Here is a 20,080-nt window from a genome sequence, read left to right on the forward strand (position 1 = left end):
GTTTTATTTTTTTGTTTTTGCATTTTACTTAATTATTTATTTGTTGTATTTCTGACGTGAGCTCATTTAAACTTATTAAAATATCTGAAATTTCTTTGATATAAGTGTTGTCTAATAACGTGATGTGGGTAGAAGGAATATTATGTACTATTACCTGTTCAGTAGTATACTCTTGCCATCCGTAATCAAATTCTTCGAGATCATTTTCAACCGTTATTATTTTATTCTCAATTTCACTTTCTATTTCAGTATACATTGCTCTGAACAGAATAATTGGCACCTTTAATTTTGGCTTGTTTTTGGCTATATAAATGTAATTTTCGTTTCGGAAAATAACTTCTAAATGGCCTCTTACTTCATCCTCATTAATTTTTAGTTTGGAGTCACTTAACACTTTACTCACAGCCTCGATTTGTTCTTCTGCTGTTTTGTTTTCAAGCACTAAATCAGACCAATTAAATTCATCTCCGAACATGGCTTGAATAAGTGTTTTTAATGAACTGCGATACGAATCATCTCGTTCCTTATTTTCACTTCTATCAACGTCAAATCCCATAAAAGAACTATCCAAAATCAATAATTCTTCAACATCAAATCCCTTATCTTGCAATTGCACTGCCATTTCATAAGCCAGTATTCCTCCAAGGGAATATCCGCCAATTCGATATGGTCCATATTGATCTATTTTTTGCATTTCTTCTATAAACTTAGAAGCCATTTCTTCAATAGATTCTGAAACTGGAGATTTTCCATTTAATCCCGGGGATTGAAATGCATATACCGGTTGGTCATCTCCCAGTAATTTGACTAGTTCAATATAACAGTTAACTGTTCCACCTCCCGGTGGAGCCAAATATATCGCTTTATTACTACCTTTCTTTTGTAAAGGTATTAAGATATTTTCCTTAGCAGATTGCATTGAATCTATATTTTCTACAAAATTAGATATCGTTGGATATTCAAATATGGTCATAATATTTGTATTCGAATCCAATACTTCATTAATTTTTGCAACTAGTTTTATTGCTAATAAACTATGTCCACCCAACTCAAAGAAATTATCATGAATCCCTATTTTTTCTATTCCCAACAACTGCTGCCAGATAACAGCCAACTGTTTTTCTGTATCTGTACCGGGAGCTACAAACTCTTTACTGGATAACTCGGAACTATCCGGATCCGGTAAGGCTTTCTTGTCCAATTTACCATTAGAGGTTAATGGCAACTGATCCATCTCAACCCAGAACATCGGAACCATATACTCCGGAAGACTTACTCTTAAACGTTCCTGTAAATCTGTTGTATTTAATTTACCTTCTGAAACTACATAACCGATCAAACGTTTATTCCCAACTTCATCCTCTCTGACTAAAACACAACACTGGATAATTTCTGAAAATGAAGACAATACATTTTCAATCTCACCCAACTCGATGCGGTATCCGCGAATCTTTACCTGATTGTCCTTTCTACCGATGTATTCTATATTTCCGTCAGCTAACCAACGTACTAAATCACCGGTCTTATACATTCTGTCTCCTTCAACAAAAGGATTCGCTATAAAGTTCTCTTTCGTTAATTCTTCCTGATTCAGATAACCGCCGGCTACACCTGATCCCCCAATGCATAACTCTCCAATAACACCAATTGGTACTAGATCTAATGAAGGATTTAAAACATACAAATTGGTATTGGTCAAAGGCTTACCTATTGGAATCGTTGTTGCTGAATCTGAGATCTCAAAAACAGCATAACAAGTAGCATACACGGTTGTCTCAGTAGGTCCATAGACATGGTGAATTTTTCCGGATCCTAATCCTGATAACATTTTTCGCACTGGAGTTATTGAAACTTTTTCACCTCCAAATAACAACAATCTTAAACTCGATAATAAGGATAAATCATATTCTGCCAAAGAATTAAACAAGGCAGTAGTAATAAAAATAACACTTAATTCATTCCTGTTTATAACCTTAGATAAAGCCCCGGCATCTGAAGCTACAGATTTATCTATTAAATAAAGACTCGCTCCATTTAAAAGACTGCCAAAAATCTCATAGGTCGATCCGTCAAAAGCATAATTAGACCATTGAAGTACTCGATCTGAACAATTAATTGCGATCGCACTCGATGGATCATTAATCAAAGTAATTACATTCTCGTCACTGATCGAAATTCCTTTTGGTACTCCTGTTGTTCCTGACGTATACATAACGTAGGCTACGGAAGCAGAATGTCTTTCATTTACCGCTTTTGAAGATTCATAAGCAGAAGATTCTGCTATATCTAAGAAGAAAATAAAATCTGAAACTGATAAACTTGATAGTAAAGAGTCTTCTCTGTAAAGAAGAAAATTCACGCTCGAATCCTCTACTATATACGATAATCGTTTAGAAGGCAAGGTAGGATCTAAAGGAACATAAGTACATCCTGATTTTAGAATCCCTAATATACTAACGATCATATCAAAACTTCTGTTAAACAAGATTCCTATTCGCGAATCACTAATCACTCCCATCGATTCAAAATAATGAACCAATTGATTGGATCGCTCGTCTAGTTCTTTATAAGTCATTACCTGATCTTCAAAAACCAAGGCTATCGCTTGTGGTGTTTTAAGAACCTGATCATTAAATAAATCTACTATCGTTTTATCCTGAGGGTATGCAAATGCAGTATCATTAAAAACAGTCAATAATTGTTGCTTATCCTCCTGGTCAAGCATAGAAAGACTCTCTATTGGTTGGTTCACATCATTGACAATACTTACCAGCAATTCTCTATAATGCAACAGCATACGATCAATCGTTGTCTTATCAAATAAGGCGGTACAATACATTACATCCAATGCAGTACCATTACTCTCTTCTGATACATTCAGTGTTAAATCAAACTGAGATGTAACGGTATCAAATTCATAATCTGAAAGAGTAATACCTTCCAGACCATTTCCTTCTTCTGATTCTTCCGACCCTTGTGGAGTATTTTGCAATACGAACGCCACCTGAAACAATGGTGTCATACTTCTGTCTCGGGTAGTAACCACTCGATCTACAACCTTCTCAAATGGAACCGACTGATGGTCATATCCTCCTAATGTAGTTTCTTTTACTCTTTCTAAAAGTTCCTTGAAACTTGGATTACCTCCAAGATCACTGCGAAGTGCCAACACATTTACAAAAAAGCCAATCATGCCTTCCAACTCTGCTTGGGTTCGATTAGCAATAGAAGTACCAACACAGATATCATCTTGCCCGCTATAACGCGACAACAATACTTTAAAGGCAGACAGCATAACCATAAACAAGGTAACACCTTCTCTTTGACACAATGCATTTAAAGACTCATTAAGTTCATTATCCAAAACTAAAGAAGCCCTCAAACCTGCTGTACTTTGCACAGAAGGACGAGTATAATCTGTTGGCAATGATAAAGTAGGCAGTCCTTGCAACTTCTCTTCCCAATACGATAACTGTGCTTCTAAAACAACTCCTTCGAGATACTTTCTTTGCCAGATTGCATAATCTGAATATTGCAGAGTAAGTTCCGGTAAAACAGCTGTTCTTCCAGATTGGAGAGCACTGTAAAACTCCATAAACTCATTGACTAAAATCCCTTCTGACCAAGCATCACTGGCAATATGATGAAACACACAAGCCAATACATACTGCTGATTTCCTAAATCGTACAGACAACTTCTTAACTTATATTCTTTTGCTAAATCAAAAGGTAATATCAGATAATCCTGCAGACTACTCTCTAACAATGCTGTATCTTCTATTTTTATCTGATCAAGCTTCCAGTTTTCTGCAGGTATTATTGCCTGATAGCCTACCCCATCTTCGGATAAAAGAATCGTACGCAATACCTCATGACGCGAAACTATACTTTGCAAGGTTTGTCCTAAAATCGACACATCCACTGCTCCTTCCAAACGGAAGACAATCGGGATATGGTATTCTGTACTGCCTTGCAATTGGTCTAAAAACCACAAACGTTCCTGACTGAAAGACAATGGAATTCGCGCCGGACGCTCCTCCACAACAATAGTCGGCAATAAAACTCCTGTAGATTGAACCGATACATGTGCCCCTAATGCGGCTATGCTAGTGTACTCAAAAACTTCTCTGATAGAAACCTCAATAGACAATTCTTTACGAATCATCGACACCAATCGGGTCGCCAGTAAACTATGACCTCCTAATTCAAAGAAGTTATCATAAATCCCTACCTTTTCTATTCCCAATAAATTCTGCCAGATAACAGCCAACTGTTCTTCTGTCTCTGTGCGTGGTGCAACATACTCCTGTGTAGAAAGATCTGAATTATCCGGATCCGGTAACGCTTTTCTGTCCAATTTACCATTAGGGGTTAACGGCAACTGATCCAGCTCAACCCAGATCATCGGAACCATATACTCGGGTAAGCTTGATTTCAATTGTTCTTGTACATCTGCTTTATCCAGTTTGCCTTCTACCACCACATAACCAACCAAACGTTTGTTACCACTTGCATCCTCTTTGGCCAATACTCCACACTGAATAATTCCAGATAAAGAAGACAAAGCATTCTCGATCTCACCAAGCTCAATACGATACCCTCGAATCTTAACCTGATTGTCTTTCCTGCCGATAAACTCAAGGCTTCCGTCAGCAAGCCAACGTACTAAATCGCCTGTCTTATAAATTCTGTCTCCTCCTGCAAAAGGATTCGCTATAAATTTCTCTTGGGTTAATTCTTCTCTGTTTAAATAACCACGTCCTACTCCTACACCACTAACCCATAACTCTCCAACAACTCCAATCGGACATAAATTATCATACGCATCTACAACATACAACTGCATATTGGCTACAGGTTTACCTATAGGAACTACAACCCCCGAAGGAGCCTCGTACATAATATGAAGACTGACATCATCTGATGCTTCTGCAGGACCATAAGCATTCACTACAGCAATAGAAGGAAACGATGCAAACCAGGATTCCAATAATGAAATCGTAGCCGCTTCTCCTGTAACCAGAAAATAACGTAAATCTTCCAAACCTTTCCTTGAACCTGTTTCCAATAAATTCAATATATACGAAGGAACTAACTGAAGATGCGTAACTCCATAAGAACATAAAGCATTCTGAAAATCATTGGTGTCCAAGATCATGGACTCACTGTAAATAGCAATACGACCTCCACATAATAAACCACTTAATAATTGCCATACCGAAATATCAAAAGTAAAAGGCGCTGTAAAGGCAACAACGCTGGTACTGTCCATATTCAAATCATCAATCATAATCAAAAGGTGGTTCAATAACCCACTATGCTCTATCATAGCTCCTTTGGGAGCTCCCGTACTTCCAGAGGTATAAATAACATAACTCAACGAAGCAGGTGAATACGAAATACCTAATGGTTCTACAGAGCAATTGGCATATACCGAAGAGGAATCATCCAAAACGATAATCTTACTATCACTTAAGATCGCAGACAAAGCCTCTTTACTTGATTCGTCTGTAAGAACCAAAGAACAACCGGTATCCTGAGCAATATAGGAAATACGGGATGCCGGATAATCCGGTTTAACAGGCACATAAGCGCCTCCTGATTTTAAAATACCCAAGATCCCAACAAGCATATTCAAACTACGATCTACACAGATACCTACCAGGCTATCTGCCACCACACCCTGATCACGAAGATAATGGCCCAGCTGATTAGAACGCTTATCTAACTCTTTGTAACTTAACTCTTCTGAGCCAAAAACTACAGCGATAGCATCAGGCGTTTTTTGTACCTGCTGCTCAAACAAATCAACGACCGTCTGATCCAACGGATAATCTACAAACGTATCGTTGAAAACAGCTGCTATCTGATGGGATTCCGCCGCAGTCAACATAGGCAAACTATGTATTGGCTGACTGATATCATTCAACATATTTACCAACAACTCTTTATAATGCAATAACATACGATCAATCGTAGTCTGGTCAAATAAAGCGGTGCAATAATTTATTCCTACCGAAATATCAAAATCATTTTCTGTGATACTCAACATCAAATCAAATAGAGATGTAGCATCAGAATATTCATGTTCGGAAATTATAAGATTTTCCAAACTTGGACTTTCTTCTTTCGAATTTTCAATCTCATTATGAAAGTCAAACATTACCTGAAACAAAGGTGTCATACTTCTGTCACGAGTAGTCACTACACGGTCTACCACTTTCTCAAATGGAGCCAGCTGATGATCATAACTACCCAATGTCGTCTCTTTTACTCGGGATAAAAGTTCTTTAAAATCCGGATTACCACCCAAATCACTACGAAGAACCAAAGTATTGACAAAAAAGCCAATCATCCCTTCTAACTCCGATTGAGTTCGGTTAGCAATTGGAGTTCCCACACAAATATCGTCCTGACCACTATAACGTGACAACAATACTTTAAAGGCAGCTAACATTACCATAAACATGGTAACCCCTTCTCTTTGGCATAACGCTCTTAAAGACTCACTAATTTCTTTGTCCAAAAACAAGAAAGCACTTGAACCTGCCATACTCTGCACAGCAGGACGAGGATAATCTGTTGGTAAAGATAAGGTAGCCACTCCTTGAAGCTTCGCTTCCCAATACGCTAACTGTGCATCTAAAACAGCTCCTTCGAGATATTTTCTTTGCCAGATCGCATAATCGGAATATTGTAACGTTAACTCCGGTAGAACAGCTGTTCTGCCAGATTGAAGAGCACTGTAAAGCTCCATAAACTCACTTATCAAAATACCACCTGACCAGCCATCACTAACAATGTGATGAAGTACACAAGCCAATACATACTGCTGATTTCCTAAATCATACAGACAGCTTCTTAACTTATAATCCTTTGCTAAATCAAAAGGACTCATCAGATAATCCTGCAGACTACTCTCTAAGAGTGTTTTATCTTCTATTTTTACCTGATCCAATGTCCAGTCTTCTGCAGCTATTACTTGCTGATATCCTACACCATCTTCGGATAAAAGAATCGTACGCAATACCTCATGACGTGACACTATATTGTGTAATGTTTTCTCTAAAATCGATACATCTACCACTCCTTCCAAACGAAGCACTGTAGGAATATGATACTCTGTACTACCTTGCAACTGATCCAAAAACCACAAACGTTCCTGACTAAAAGACAATGGAATTCGCTCGGGACGATGCTCTGAAACAATAGTAGGAAGTAATACTCCTTTTGACTGAACCGATACATGAGCTCCTAAAGCTGCTATAGTAGTGTGTTCAAATACGTCTACAATTTCAATTTCTATCGTCAACTCTTTACGAATCATCGATACCAATCGCGTGGCCAATAAACTATGTCCACCCAACTCAAAGAAGTTATCATGAATCCCTATTTTTTCTATTCCCAACAACTGCTGCCAGATAATAGCTAACTGTTTTTCTGTATCTGTACCCGGAGCCACAAACTCTTTACCGGATAACTCGGAACTATCCGGATCCGGTAAGGCTTTCTTGTCTAATTTACCATTAGAAGTTAATGGCAATTGATCCAGCTCAACCCAGAACATCGGAACCATATACTCCGGAAGACTTACTCTTAAGCGTTCCTGTAAATCTGTTGTATTTAATTTACCTTCTGAAACTACATAACCGATCAAACGTTTATTGCCTCCTTCATCCTCTCTGGCTAAAACACAACACTGGATAATTCCTGATACCGAAGAAAGCGCAGTCTCGATCTCTCCAAGCTCAATTCGATAACCACGAATCTTTATCTGATCGTCTTTTCTTCCAACATATTCTATATTTCCATCCGGGAGCCAGCGTGCTAAATCGCCTGTCTTATAAATTCGGTCTCCTTCTATAAAAGGATTCGCTATAAACTTCTCTTGGGTTAATTCTTCCTGATTCAAATACCCCTTGGCCAGACCTGATCCACCCACACATAACTCTCCGATAACACCAATTGGCAATAGATTCAATTTGGAATCTAAAATATAAGCCTGACTATTTCTAATAGGTTTACCGATCGGAATGTTTCTATGAGTAACTTCATCAATACTATAGGTGGTAGAAAAAGTAGTATTTTCTGTAGGACCATAACCATTGACAATATGCAGCTGTGGATAAAGTTCTTTTAATTTATTGGTATAATTAAACAAAACTACATCACCTCCAACTACTAAATCAATTAAATTTTCAAAAACAGCTACATCATCTTCTACTACTTGATGAAACCAAGAGGCTGTCATCCACATAGTAGTAACTTTATGTTTTATAATAAGTTCTTTTAAATTTACGACACTCAATAATGTATTTGTATCTGCTAATATTAATTGTCCTCCATTTAATAAAGTACCGAAAAATTCTATGGTCGTAGCATCAAAAGAAATAGATCCTGTTGACAACCATACCGTATCTGAATTCAATGAGATATAATCACAGCTTTTACATAAACTAACAATATTATCATCTGTTATCATCACTCCTTTCGGATTGCCTGTAGTTCCTGACGTATACATAACGTAGGCTACGGAAGCAGGATGTCTTTCATTTACCACTTTTGAAGATTCGTAAGCAGAAGATTCTGCTATATCTAAGAAGAAAATAAAATCTGAAACTGATAAACTTGATAATAAAGAGTCTTCTCTGTAAAGAAGAAAATTCACGCTTGAATCTTCTACTATATGCGATAATCGTTTAGAAGGTAAGGTAGGATCTAAAGGAATATAAGTACATCCTGATTTTAGGATCCCTAATATACTAACGATCATATCAAAACTTCTGTTAAACAAGATTCCTATTCGCGAATCACTAATCACTCCCATCGATTCAAAATAATGAACCAATTGGTTGGATCGCTCGTCCAGTTCTTTATAAGTCATCACCTGATCTTCAAAAACCAAGGCTATTGCTTGTGGTGTTTTAAGAACCTGATCATTAAATAAATCCACTATCGTTTTGTCCTGAGGGTATGCAAATGCAGTATCATTAAAAACAGTCAATAATTGCTGCTTATCCTCCTGGTCAAGCATAGAAAGACTCTCTATTGGTTGGTTCATATCTTTGACAATACTTCCCAACAATTCTTTATAATGCAACAGCATACGATCAATTGTAGCTTTATCAAACAAAGCGGTACAAAATTCTATAGTTAACAGAATCATTGAATCCTCTTCCGACACGTTCAATGTTAAATCTGACTTCGAAGTAACGGCATCAAATTCATAACCTGAAAGGGTAACATTTTCTAAACCTTTTCCTGTTTCTCCCGACTCTTCCGGTGCATTATGCAATACAAATAACACCTGGAATAATGGACTCATACTCCTGTCACGATTAATAATCATTCGATCTACGATCTTCTCAAATGGAACCAACTGATGGTCATATCCTCCTAATGTAGTTTCTTTTACTCTTTCTAAAAGTTCCTTGAAACTTGGATTACCTCCAAGATCACTGCGAAGTGCCAACACATTTACAAAAAAGCCAATCATGCCTTCCAACTCCGCTTGGGTTCGATTAGCAATAGAAGTACCAACACAGATATCATCTTGCCCACTATAACGCGACAACAATACTTTAAAGGCAGACAGCATTACCATAAATAAGGTAACACCTTCTCTTTGACACAATGCATTTAAAGACTCACTTAGTTCTTTATCCAAAATTAAAGAAGCCCTCGAACCTGCTGTACTTTGCACAGAAGGACGAGCATAATCTGTTGGTAATGATAAGGTAGGCAGTCCTTGTAACTTCTCTTCCCAATACGATAACTGTGCTTCTAAAACAGCTCCTTCGAGATACTTTCTTTGCCAGATCGCATAATCTGAATATTGCAGAGTAAGTTCCGGTAAAACAGCAGTTCTTCCAGATTGGAGAGCACTGTAAAACTCCATAAACTCATTTACTAAAATCCCTTCTGACCAATCATCACTGGCAATATGATGAAACACACAAGCCAATACATACTGCTGGTTTCCTAAATCGTACAGACAACTTCTTAACTTATATTCTTTTGCCAAATCAAAAGGCAACATCAGATAATCCTGCAGACTACTCTCTAACAGTGCTGTATCTTCTATTTTTATCTGATCAAGCTTCCAGTTTTCTGCACCTATTATTTCCTGATAGCCTACTCCGTCTTCTGATAAAAGAACTGTGCGCAATACCTCATGACGCGAAACTATACTTTGCAAAGTTTGTCCTAAAATAGACACATCCACTGCTCCTTCCAGACGAAGAACTATAGGAATATGATAGGCAACACTTCCTTCTAACTGATCCAAAAACCACAAACGTTCCTGACTGAAAGACAATGGAATTCGCGCCGGACGCTCCTCCACAACAATAGTCGGCAATAATACTCCTGTAGATTGAACCGATATATAAGCCCCTAAAGTGGCTATAGTAGTATATTCAAATATTTCTCTGATAGAAACCTCAATAGACAGCTCTTTACGAATCATCGATACCAATCGGGTCGCCAGTAAACTATGACCTCCTAATTCAAAGAAGTTATCATAAATCCCTACTTTTTCTATTCCCAATAAATTCTGCCAGATAACAGCCAACTGTTCCTCTGTCTCTGTACGTGGCGCAACATACTCCTGTGTAGAGAGATCTGAATTATCCGGATCCGGTAACGCTTTTCTGTCCAATTTACCATTAGGGGTTAACGGCAGCTCATCCAACTCAACCCAGATCATCGGAACCATATACTCGGGTAAACTTGATTTCAATTGTTCTTGTACATCTGCTTTATCCAGTTTGCCTTCTACCACCACATAACCAACCAAACGTTTGTTACCACTTGCATCCTCTTTGGCCAATACTCCACACTGGATGATTCCAGATAAAGAAGACAAAGCATTCTCGATCTCACCAAGCTCAATACGATAGCCTCGAATCTTAACCTGATTGTCTTTCCTGCCAATAAACTCAAGACTTCCGTCAGCAAGCCAACGTACTAAATCGCCTGTCTTATAAATTCTGTCTCCTCCTGCGAAAGGATTCGCTATAAACTTCTCTTGGGTTAATTCTTCTCTGTTCAGATAACCACGTCCTACTCCTACACCACTAACCCATAACTCTCCAACAACTCCAATCGGACATAAATTATCATACGCATCTACAACATACAACTGCATATTAGCTACAGGTTTACCTATAGGAACCACAACTCCAGAAGGAGCCTCGTACATAATATGAAGACTGACATCATCTGATGCTTCTGCGGGACCATAAGCATTCACTACAGCAATAGAAGGAAACGACGCAAACCAGGATTCCAATAATGAAATCGTAGCCGCTTCTCCGGTAACCAGAAAATAACGTAAATCTTCCAAACCTTTTCTTGAACCTGTTTCCAATAAATTCAATATGTAAGAAGGAACTAATTGAAGATGCGTAACTCCATAAGAACATAAAGCATTCTGAAAATCATTGGTGTCCAAAATCATGGACTCACTGTAAATCGCAATACGGCCTCCACATAATAAACCACTTAATAATTGCCATACCGAAATATCAAAAGTAAAAGGCGCTGTAAAGGCAACAACGCTGGTACTGTCCATATTCAAATCATCAATCATAATCAAAAGATGGTTCAATAACCCGCTATGCTCTATCATAGCTCCTTTGGGAGCTCCCGTACTTCCCGAGGTATAAATAACATAACTCAACGAAGCAGGTGAATACGAAATACCTAATGATTCTACAGAGCAATTGGCATATACCGAAGAGGAATCATCCAAAACAATAATCTTACTATCACTTAAAATCGCAGACAAAGCCTCTTTACTTGATTCATCTGTAAGAACCAAAGAACAACCGGTATCCTGAGCAATATAGGAAATACGGGATGCAGGATAATCCGGTTTAACAGGCACATAAGCACCTCCTGATTTTAAAATACCCAAGATCCCAACAAGCATATTCAAACTACGATCTACGCAGATACCTACCAGGCTATCTGCCACCACACCCTGATCACGAAGATAATGGGCCAGCTGATTAGAACGCTTATCCAACTCTTTGTAACTTAACTCTTCTGAGCCAAAAACTACAGCGATAGCATCAGGCGTTTTTTGTACCTGCTGCTCAAACAAATCAACTACCGTCTGATCCAATGGATATTCTACAAACGTATCGTTGAAAACAGCTGCTATCTGATGGGATTCTGCCGCAGTCAACATAGGCAAACTATGTATTGGCTGACTGATATCACTCAACACATTTACCAACAACTCTTTATAATGCAACAACATACGATCAATCGTAGTCTGGTCAAATAAAGCGGTGCAGTAATTTATTCCTACCGAAATATCAAAATCATTTTCTGTGATACTCAACATCAAATCAAATTGAGCTGTAGTATCTGAATATTCATGTCCGGAAATTACAAGATCTTCTATTCTTGAGGTTCCTTCTTTAGCGTTTTCAACACTGTTGTGAAAATCAAACATTACCTGAAACAAAGGTGTCATGCTTCTGTCACGAGTAGTTACTACACGGTCTACCACTTTCTCAAATGGAGCCAGCTGATGGTCATAACTATCCAATGTCGTTTCTTTTACTCGGGATAAAAGTTCTTTAAAATCCGGATTACCACCCAAATCACTACGAAGTGCCAGGGTATTGACAAAAAAGCCAATCATACCTTCTAATTCTGATTGGGTACGATTCTCTATTGGAGTACCCACGCAAATATCGTCCTGACCACTATAACGTGACAACAATACTTTAAAGGCAGCTAACATTACCATAAACATAGTAACCCCTTCTCTTTGGCATAACGCTTTTAAAGACTCACTGATTTCTTTGTCCAAAAACAAGAAAGCACTTGAACCTGCCATACTCTGCACAGCAGGGCGAGGATAATCTGTTGGTAAAGATAAAGTAGCCACTCCTTGAAGCTTCGCTTCCCAATACGCTAACTGCGCATCTAAAACAGCTCCTTCGAGATATTTTCTTTGCCAGATCGCATAATCGGAATATTGTAACGTTAACTCCGGTAAAACAGCTGTTCTTCCAGATTGAAGAGCACTGTAAAGCTCCATAAACTCATTTATCAAGATACCACCTGACCAGCCATCACTGGCAATGTGATGAAACACACAAGCCAATACATACTGCTGATTTCCTAAATCGTACAGACAGCTTCTTAACTTATAATCCTTTGCTAAATCAAAAGGACTCATTAGATAATCTTGCAAACTACTTTCTAAGAGTGTTTTATCTTCTATTTTTACCTGATCCAGTGTCCAGTCTTCTGCAGGTATTACTTGCTGATATCCTACACCATCTTCGGATAAAAGAATCGTACGCAATACCTCATGACGTGACACTATACTGTGCAATGTTTTCTCTAAAATTGATACATCTACCACTCCTTCCAAACGAAGCACTGTAGGAATATGATACTCCGTACTACCTTGCAACTGATCCAAAAACCACAAACGTTCCTGACTAAAGGACATTGGAATTCGCTCGGGACGATGCTCTGAAACAATAGTAGGCAGTAATACTCCTTTTGACTGAACTGATACATGAGTTCCTAAAGCTGCTATACTTGTGTACTCAAACACTTCTCTGATAGAAACTTCAATAGACAGCTCTTTACGAATCATCGATACCAATCGGGTCGCCAATAAACTATGTCCGCCTAACTCAAAGAAGTTATCATAAATCCCTACTTTTTCTATACCCAACAACTGTTGCCAGATTATAGACAACTGTTTTTCTGTATCTGTACGTGGTGCAACATACTCTTGCGTAGAAAGATCCGAATTATCCGGATCCGGTAACGCCTTTTTATCCAGTTTACCATTTGAAGTTAACGGCATATAATCCAGTTCGACCCAGATCATTGGAACCATATACTCCGGCAGACTTAATTTTAATTGTTCTTGTAAATCAACTTTATCCAGTTCACCTTCCAGCACTACGTAACCAACCAGACGTTTGGTACCTCCTGCATTTTCTTTAGCCAAAACGCAACATTGGCTTACTGCTTCTAATGATAATAATGCATTTTCAATCTCACCCAACTCGATACGATAACCACGAATCTTTACCTGATCGTCTTTCCTTCCAACATATTCTATATTTCCATCCGGTAACCAGCGTGCTAAATCGCCTGTCTTATACATTCGGTCTCCTTCTACAAAAGGACTTACTATAAACTTCTCTTTCGTTAATTCTTCCTGATTCAAATAACCACGGGCTACACCAGCTCCACCCACACATAACTCTCCAACAACACCGATTGGTAAAAGTCGGTTGCTTTCGTCCACAATGTAAGCAGTAGTATTATCGATAGGCTTACCAATAGAAACAAGGTTATTTATATCTCCTCTAAAAGTTGTAGAACAGATACTTGCTTCTGTAGGACCATAAGCATTGATGTAATTATAGTGCTTAGAAAATGTCTTCGCTAATTCCAAAGGTATCGACTCCCCTGCAGTAACTAAAGTTCTAATACCTTTCAAGTCTTCAACGGACAACAATTGCAAAAATGCCGGTGGTAAAGTTGTAAACGTGATACTATTGTTGTCTATAAAACTTCTAAAAAATTCAATATTTGACTTTACTTCTTCTTCTATAATACACAAACGAGAACCACTCAAAAGCGAAATACAAATTTCCCAAATGGAAGCATCAAATGAAGGGCTCGCAAATTGCAAACAACTATCACTATTGCCAATAGAAAAAGCCTTAATTTGAGATAAAATGGTATTGGTAATACTCTTATGTTCAATCATTACCCCTTTAGGTTGCCCTGTACTTCCTGAAGTGTAAATAACATAGGCCAAGTCATCTGATTTTATAGCAATCTCAGGCTGAACATCTGAATAATCAGAAATAGTTTCTTTAAACAAACTCAGGAATGAATTGTCTATAATTATACTACAACCACTATCGTTTTTTATATATTCTTTTCTTTCTTCCGGATAATTAACGTCAATAGGAACATAGGCAGCTCCTGTTTTTAATATCGCTAAAAATGATACTATTAACCAATCACTGCGCTCTAAAACAACGCCAATTAAACTCTGCGAATTAATACTATTAGTAGATAATAAATAATTAGCAAGTGCATTAGAGCGTTTATTTAATTCTTTATAACTTAACTCTTCTCCCTTATAAATCACCGCAATAGCAGCAGGAGTATTTTTAACCTGCTCTTCAAATAAAGCAACTATTGTTTTGTCCTTTGGATATTCTACTGCCGTAGTATTAAAAACATCTAATAATTGGTAAGATTCCTCTTTTGGCAGAATTAAGTGTTTGTTTACATTAGTCTGCAGCTGGTCCTTAAAACAATTCAAAATACTGTCCAGGTAAATATGAAAACGTTCTAATGATACTCCTGACTTTAAGTTCTTATGCAAGACATACTGAAACTCAATTTCTGTACCTCCGGTTAAATTGACTGTTAAATTTAAGCTCGAGCTTGTTCGCTCAAAAGAAGACGTTTTTAACTCTTCCATACTATCTGCATCATCATTATGAGGCAAAACAGCTGTTGAAGAATTTTCTAAAATAACATCATTATATACATGAAAATCAATATAGTTGAACAATACATCAAAAAAAGAATCCTCTCTGTTTAATCCGGTAAGACGTTTGATCTCAAAAAAGGTCAAATGCCCATAGAGATTTATTTCATTCATCTTTTTTTCGACATTTTTAAAATAGGACAACCAACTTCCTCCTGATTCAAAAATATAGCGAACTGGTACGGTATTTAAAAAACATCCTAAAACTTTATCCCCATCTTTAATTGATGGACGATTATTTGCAACCAAACCAACGGTCAACTCTGTTTCATGAGTGAAGAGCTGTAATGCATAGATGTAGGCTCCAAACAATACACTCTTAAGCGTCAAATTATGCTCTTTACATTGTTGCTTTAGATCATTTAAAAAAGAAAGATCATATTGTGCTGTATAATATTCGGTTATTTCTGTTTCCTCTGAGAAAATATCTAAATATTTATATCCTGACAATTCTTCCTTCCAAAAAGAAATAGCATCAACATCTTGCTTAGCCATCAATTCTTTGATTATAAAATCACGCTGACTACAAGCCATTGCTGTAGTAGCAATAGAATCATTTCCTTTTTTTAATTCAAAATAAGTTTTATACAGTTCCGTAACGAACGAAGCAACACTCCATCCATCCATGATAGCATGGTGAAACTGGTATACAAATAACTTAGTTTGGGCGTCAATAGTAAAAATAGTAAAACGATATAATGATCCTTCTTGAATAGTAAAAGGAACTGTTCTTTCTGAAACCAGAAATTCTTCAATTTTCCTTTCTTGTTCTTGTTTATTAAATAGCGTTAAATCTATTTCTTCTATATCAAATGAAATATCCTTATATACGATTTGAACTGGTTGTTCATAATCTGAAAAATTAAAACTGGTGCGAAATATAGAGTGCTTTTCAATTAATAATGCAACTGCTTTATGAAAATTAATAGGATCGAAAGAGCCATCTATAAAAGGGAATACCATCTGATCATGAAAAACCCCTAAACTTGGATCTACTAATGATTCCATAATCATCCCTTGCTGAACATCGCTCATAGGGTAGATATCTTCTATCAGATCTGAATTCGCAACAGAACTTCTGACAGACTGACCTAGTGTTACTAACTCAGCATCAATCCTTTGGTAAAGCTGTTCTGTCTTATCATCATAACTATCATCATTTAATACTGAAATTGAAAAACGCTCAATAGTACTATATTTAAAGAGATCACGTAGTTGAATACGTTGCTTAAATGTTTCATTTATTTTTGATATCAATCGGATCGATATAATAGAATCTCCTCCTATTTCAAAGAAATTATCATAAATCCCTACTTTTTCGATACCCAACAAATTCTGCCAGATTTCCACCAACTGTCTTTCTGTATCGGTACGCGGCGCAACATATTCCTTACTGGATAACTCAGAACTATCCGGATCCGGTAAGGCTTTCTTGTCCAGCTTTCCATTAGAAGTTAAAGGCATCTGATCCAGTTCAACCCAAATCATCGGAACCATATATTCGGGTAAACTTAACTTTAATTGTTCTTGTAGTACCTCTTTGTTCAATGAACCTTCCAACACTACATAACCAACCAAACGTTTATTGCCTGCTGTATCTTCTTTGGCCAATACACAACATTGGGTAACCGTTTCTAACAATGACAAAGCATTTTCGATCTCTCCCAATTCAATACGATAACCACGGATCTTTACCTGATTATCCTTTCTTCCAATATATTCTATACTACCGTCAGCTAGCCAGCGCCCTAAGTCACCTGATCTATACAAGCGGTCTCCTGCTACAAAAGGATTTGTGATAAACTTCTCTTGCGTTAATTCTTCTCTGTTTAAATAACCTCTTGCAACTCCTGCTCCTCCAACACATAACTCTCCAATAACCCCTACCGGTACTAAATTTAGATTGGCATCTAAAATATAACATCCTAAAGTAGGAATCGCTGAACCAATAGCACTAACAGAACTTAACATATCTGAACTTGTTAGCTCTTTATAGGTAACGTGAACCGTAGTCTCGGTAATACCATACATGTTAATCATTTTACAAGACGGATATAATGCTTTCCAATTTTGTAAATAAACAGGATTTAATGCCTCTCCTCCAAAAATCACATATCTGATCGCATGATCAAAATTCTCGGATAAGAATGCTTCTTGAAGTGCATAAAAAGATCCAGGAGTCTGGTTTAAAACCGTTACCCCTTCACTGATCAATAATTCTTTAAAGGAAATAGCGTCTTTGGTTACTGCTTTTGGAACCACTACCAAACGGCCTCCATGAAGCAAGGCTCCATACATTTCCCATACCGAGAAATCAAAACAAAACGAATGAAACAGCGTCCAGACATCATGAGTTCCGAAATCAAATAGACAAGATTCATTTTTAAACAAACGAACTACATTACTATGGGTAATTAAAACTCCTTTTGGATTACCTGTACTTCCTGAAGTATAAATCACATAAGCCAGATGATCCGGTGCCACTACAACACTTAAGTTTTCTGTTGAATAGTTTGAGATCTTATTCCAATCTGTATCTAAGAGTACAACATTAAGATTGGTATATTCCTCCAGTACTTTATGACTTGTTGCACTGCTCAATACTAAATTAATTCCGGCATCACCCACCATATAGGCAATACGATCCTCTGGATAATCCGGATCGATTGGCACATAAGCACCTCCTGATTTTAAAATTCCCAAGATTCCAACCAACATCTCCAAACCACGCTCTACGCAGATCCCCACAAGAGTGTCTGGCTCAACGCCTTGTTCTCTTAAATAAGATCCTAATTGATTGGACTTCTCATTTAATTCTTTATAACTTAATTTGGCTCCTTCATAAACCACCGCAATGGCATCAGGAGTATTTTTAACCTGTTCTTCAAATAAGGTTACTATGGTTTTATCTTTTGGATAAGCAACTGTCACATTATTGAAAATATCCAATAATTGGTGTTCCTCCCCTTTAGTCAAAATTGACAAGGTATTTATTGGCTGATTGATATCACTTACAATACCTGTCAACAGTTCTTGGTAATGCAGTAACATGCGATCAATCGTTACTTTATCAAATAAGGCTGTACAATAATTGATATCCAGATCAATATCATTATTGTTTTCAGATACACTCAATGTTAAATCAACTTTTGCATTAATAGTCTCAAGATCATAACCTGAGAATGTTATCCCTTCCAGACCATTTCCATTTCCTTCTTCTGCCGACTCTTCCGCAGTATTCTGCAATATAAACATCACCTGAAACAAAGGAGTCATACTCCTGTCTCGGGTAGTAACTACTCGATCCACGACCTTTTCAAATGGAACCAATTGGTGGTCGTAACTATCCAATGTAGTCTCCCTTACTCTTTCTAAGAGGTCTTTAAAACTTGGATTACCTCCCAAATCATTGCGAAGTACCAGAGTATTGACAAAAAAACCAATCATTCCCTCTAACTCTGATTGGGTACGGTTTGCTATTGGCGTTCCTATACAGATATCTTCCTGTCCGCTATAACGCGACAACAATACCTTAAAGACAGACAACATCAACATAAAAAGCGTAACACCTTCTGTTTGGCACAGCAATTTTAAAGACTCACTAAGCTCTTTATTCAAAACCAAGGAAACGCTTGATCCTGCTGTACTTTGCACAGAAGGACGTGCATAATCAATTGGTAAGGATAAGGTAGCTGCTCCTTTTAACTTCGCTTCCCAATACGCTAACTGGGACTCCAAAACAGCTCCTGCCAAGTATTTTCTTTGCCAGACCGCATAATCTGAATATTGCAAAGGAAGCTCCGGTAAAACAGCAGTTCTTCCTGACTTCAATGCGCTGTAAAGCTGCGTAAATTCATTTATCAAAATACCTTCTGACCAACCATCACTGGCAATGTGATGAAACACACAAGCCAGTACATATTGCTGGTTTCCTAAATCATACAGACAACTTCTTAACTTATAATCGTTGGATAAATCAAAAGGAAGTTTTATAAAAGAAGCAATAATTTCTTCCAGATTGTAATTTTCATTTACAACCTTATGTTCTAATTTCCAATTTTCAGGCGACATTACTTCTTGATATCCTACTCCATTTTCAGAACGAATATTCGTGCGTAATACTTCGTGACGATTTATAATTTTATAAAAAGAACTCTCTAAAGAAGAAAAATCCAAATCCCCGTTTAATCTCAAAATTACAGGCATATGATACTCTGCACTGCCTTGTAATTTGTCCAAAAACCACAAACGTTCCTGGCCAAATGATAATGGAATTTGTGTTATACTGTTTCGATCGTAAGCAACAATTTTTTCTAAAACATTTCTTTGTTTTTTACTTTGACGCTTCTCAAAATATTTAATTATTGCTTCCTTATTTTCTTTTATTTTTTGCAATAAATCAGGATCAATCGGATTAACTGATTTTATTGTCAAAGATCCTTTATCAATCCCAATTTTAATTTTCTTATTATGAGCCTCTTTTAGAATACTTAAAATTTCTGCCTGCATGGTTAAAAA

1 protein-coding gene is annotated in these 20,080 nt (G+C 37.2%); it reads right to left on the reverse strand.

Annotated elements, in window-relative coordinates; all coding sequences use genetic code 11:
• Positions 1–28 precede the first annotated feature (28 nt).
• Positions 29–20,071 carry a non-ribosomal peptide synthase/polyketide synthase gene (locus tag LNP23_RS18665; protein ID WP_230002377.1) on the reverse strand — a complete coding sequence of 6,681 codons (20,043 nt, stop codon included), beginning with the start codon at positions 20,069–20,071 and terminating at the stop codon, positions 29–31.
• Positions 20,072–20,080: the final 9 nt, after the last annotated feature.

Source organism: Flavobacterium cupriresistens (assembly GCF_020911925.1).
Classification (GTDB): domain Bacteria; phylum Bacteroidota; class Bacteroidia; order Flavobacteriales; family Flavobacteriaceae; genus Flavobacterium; species Flavobacterium cupriresistens.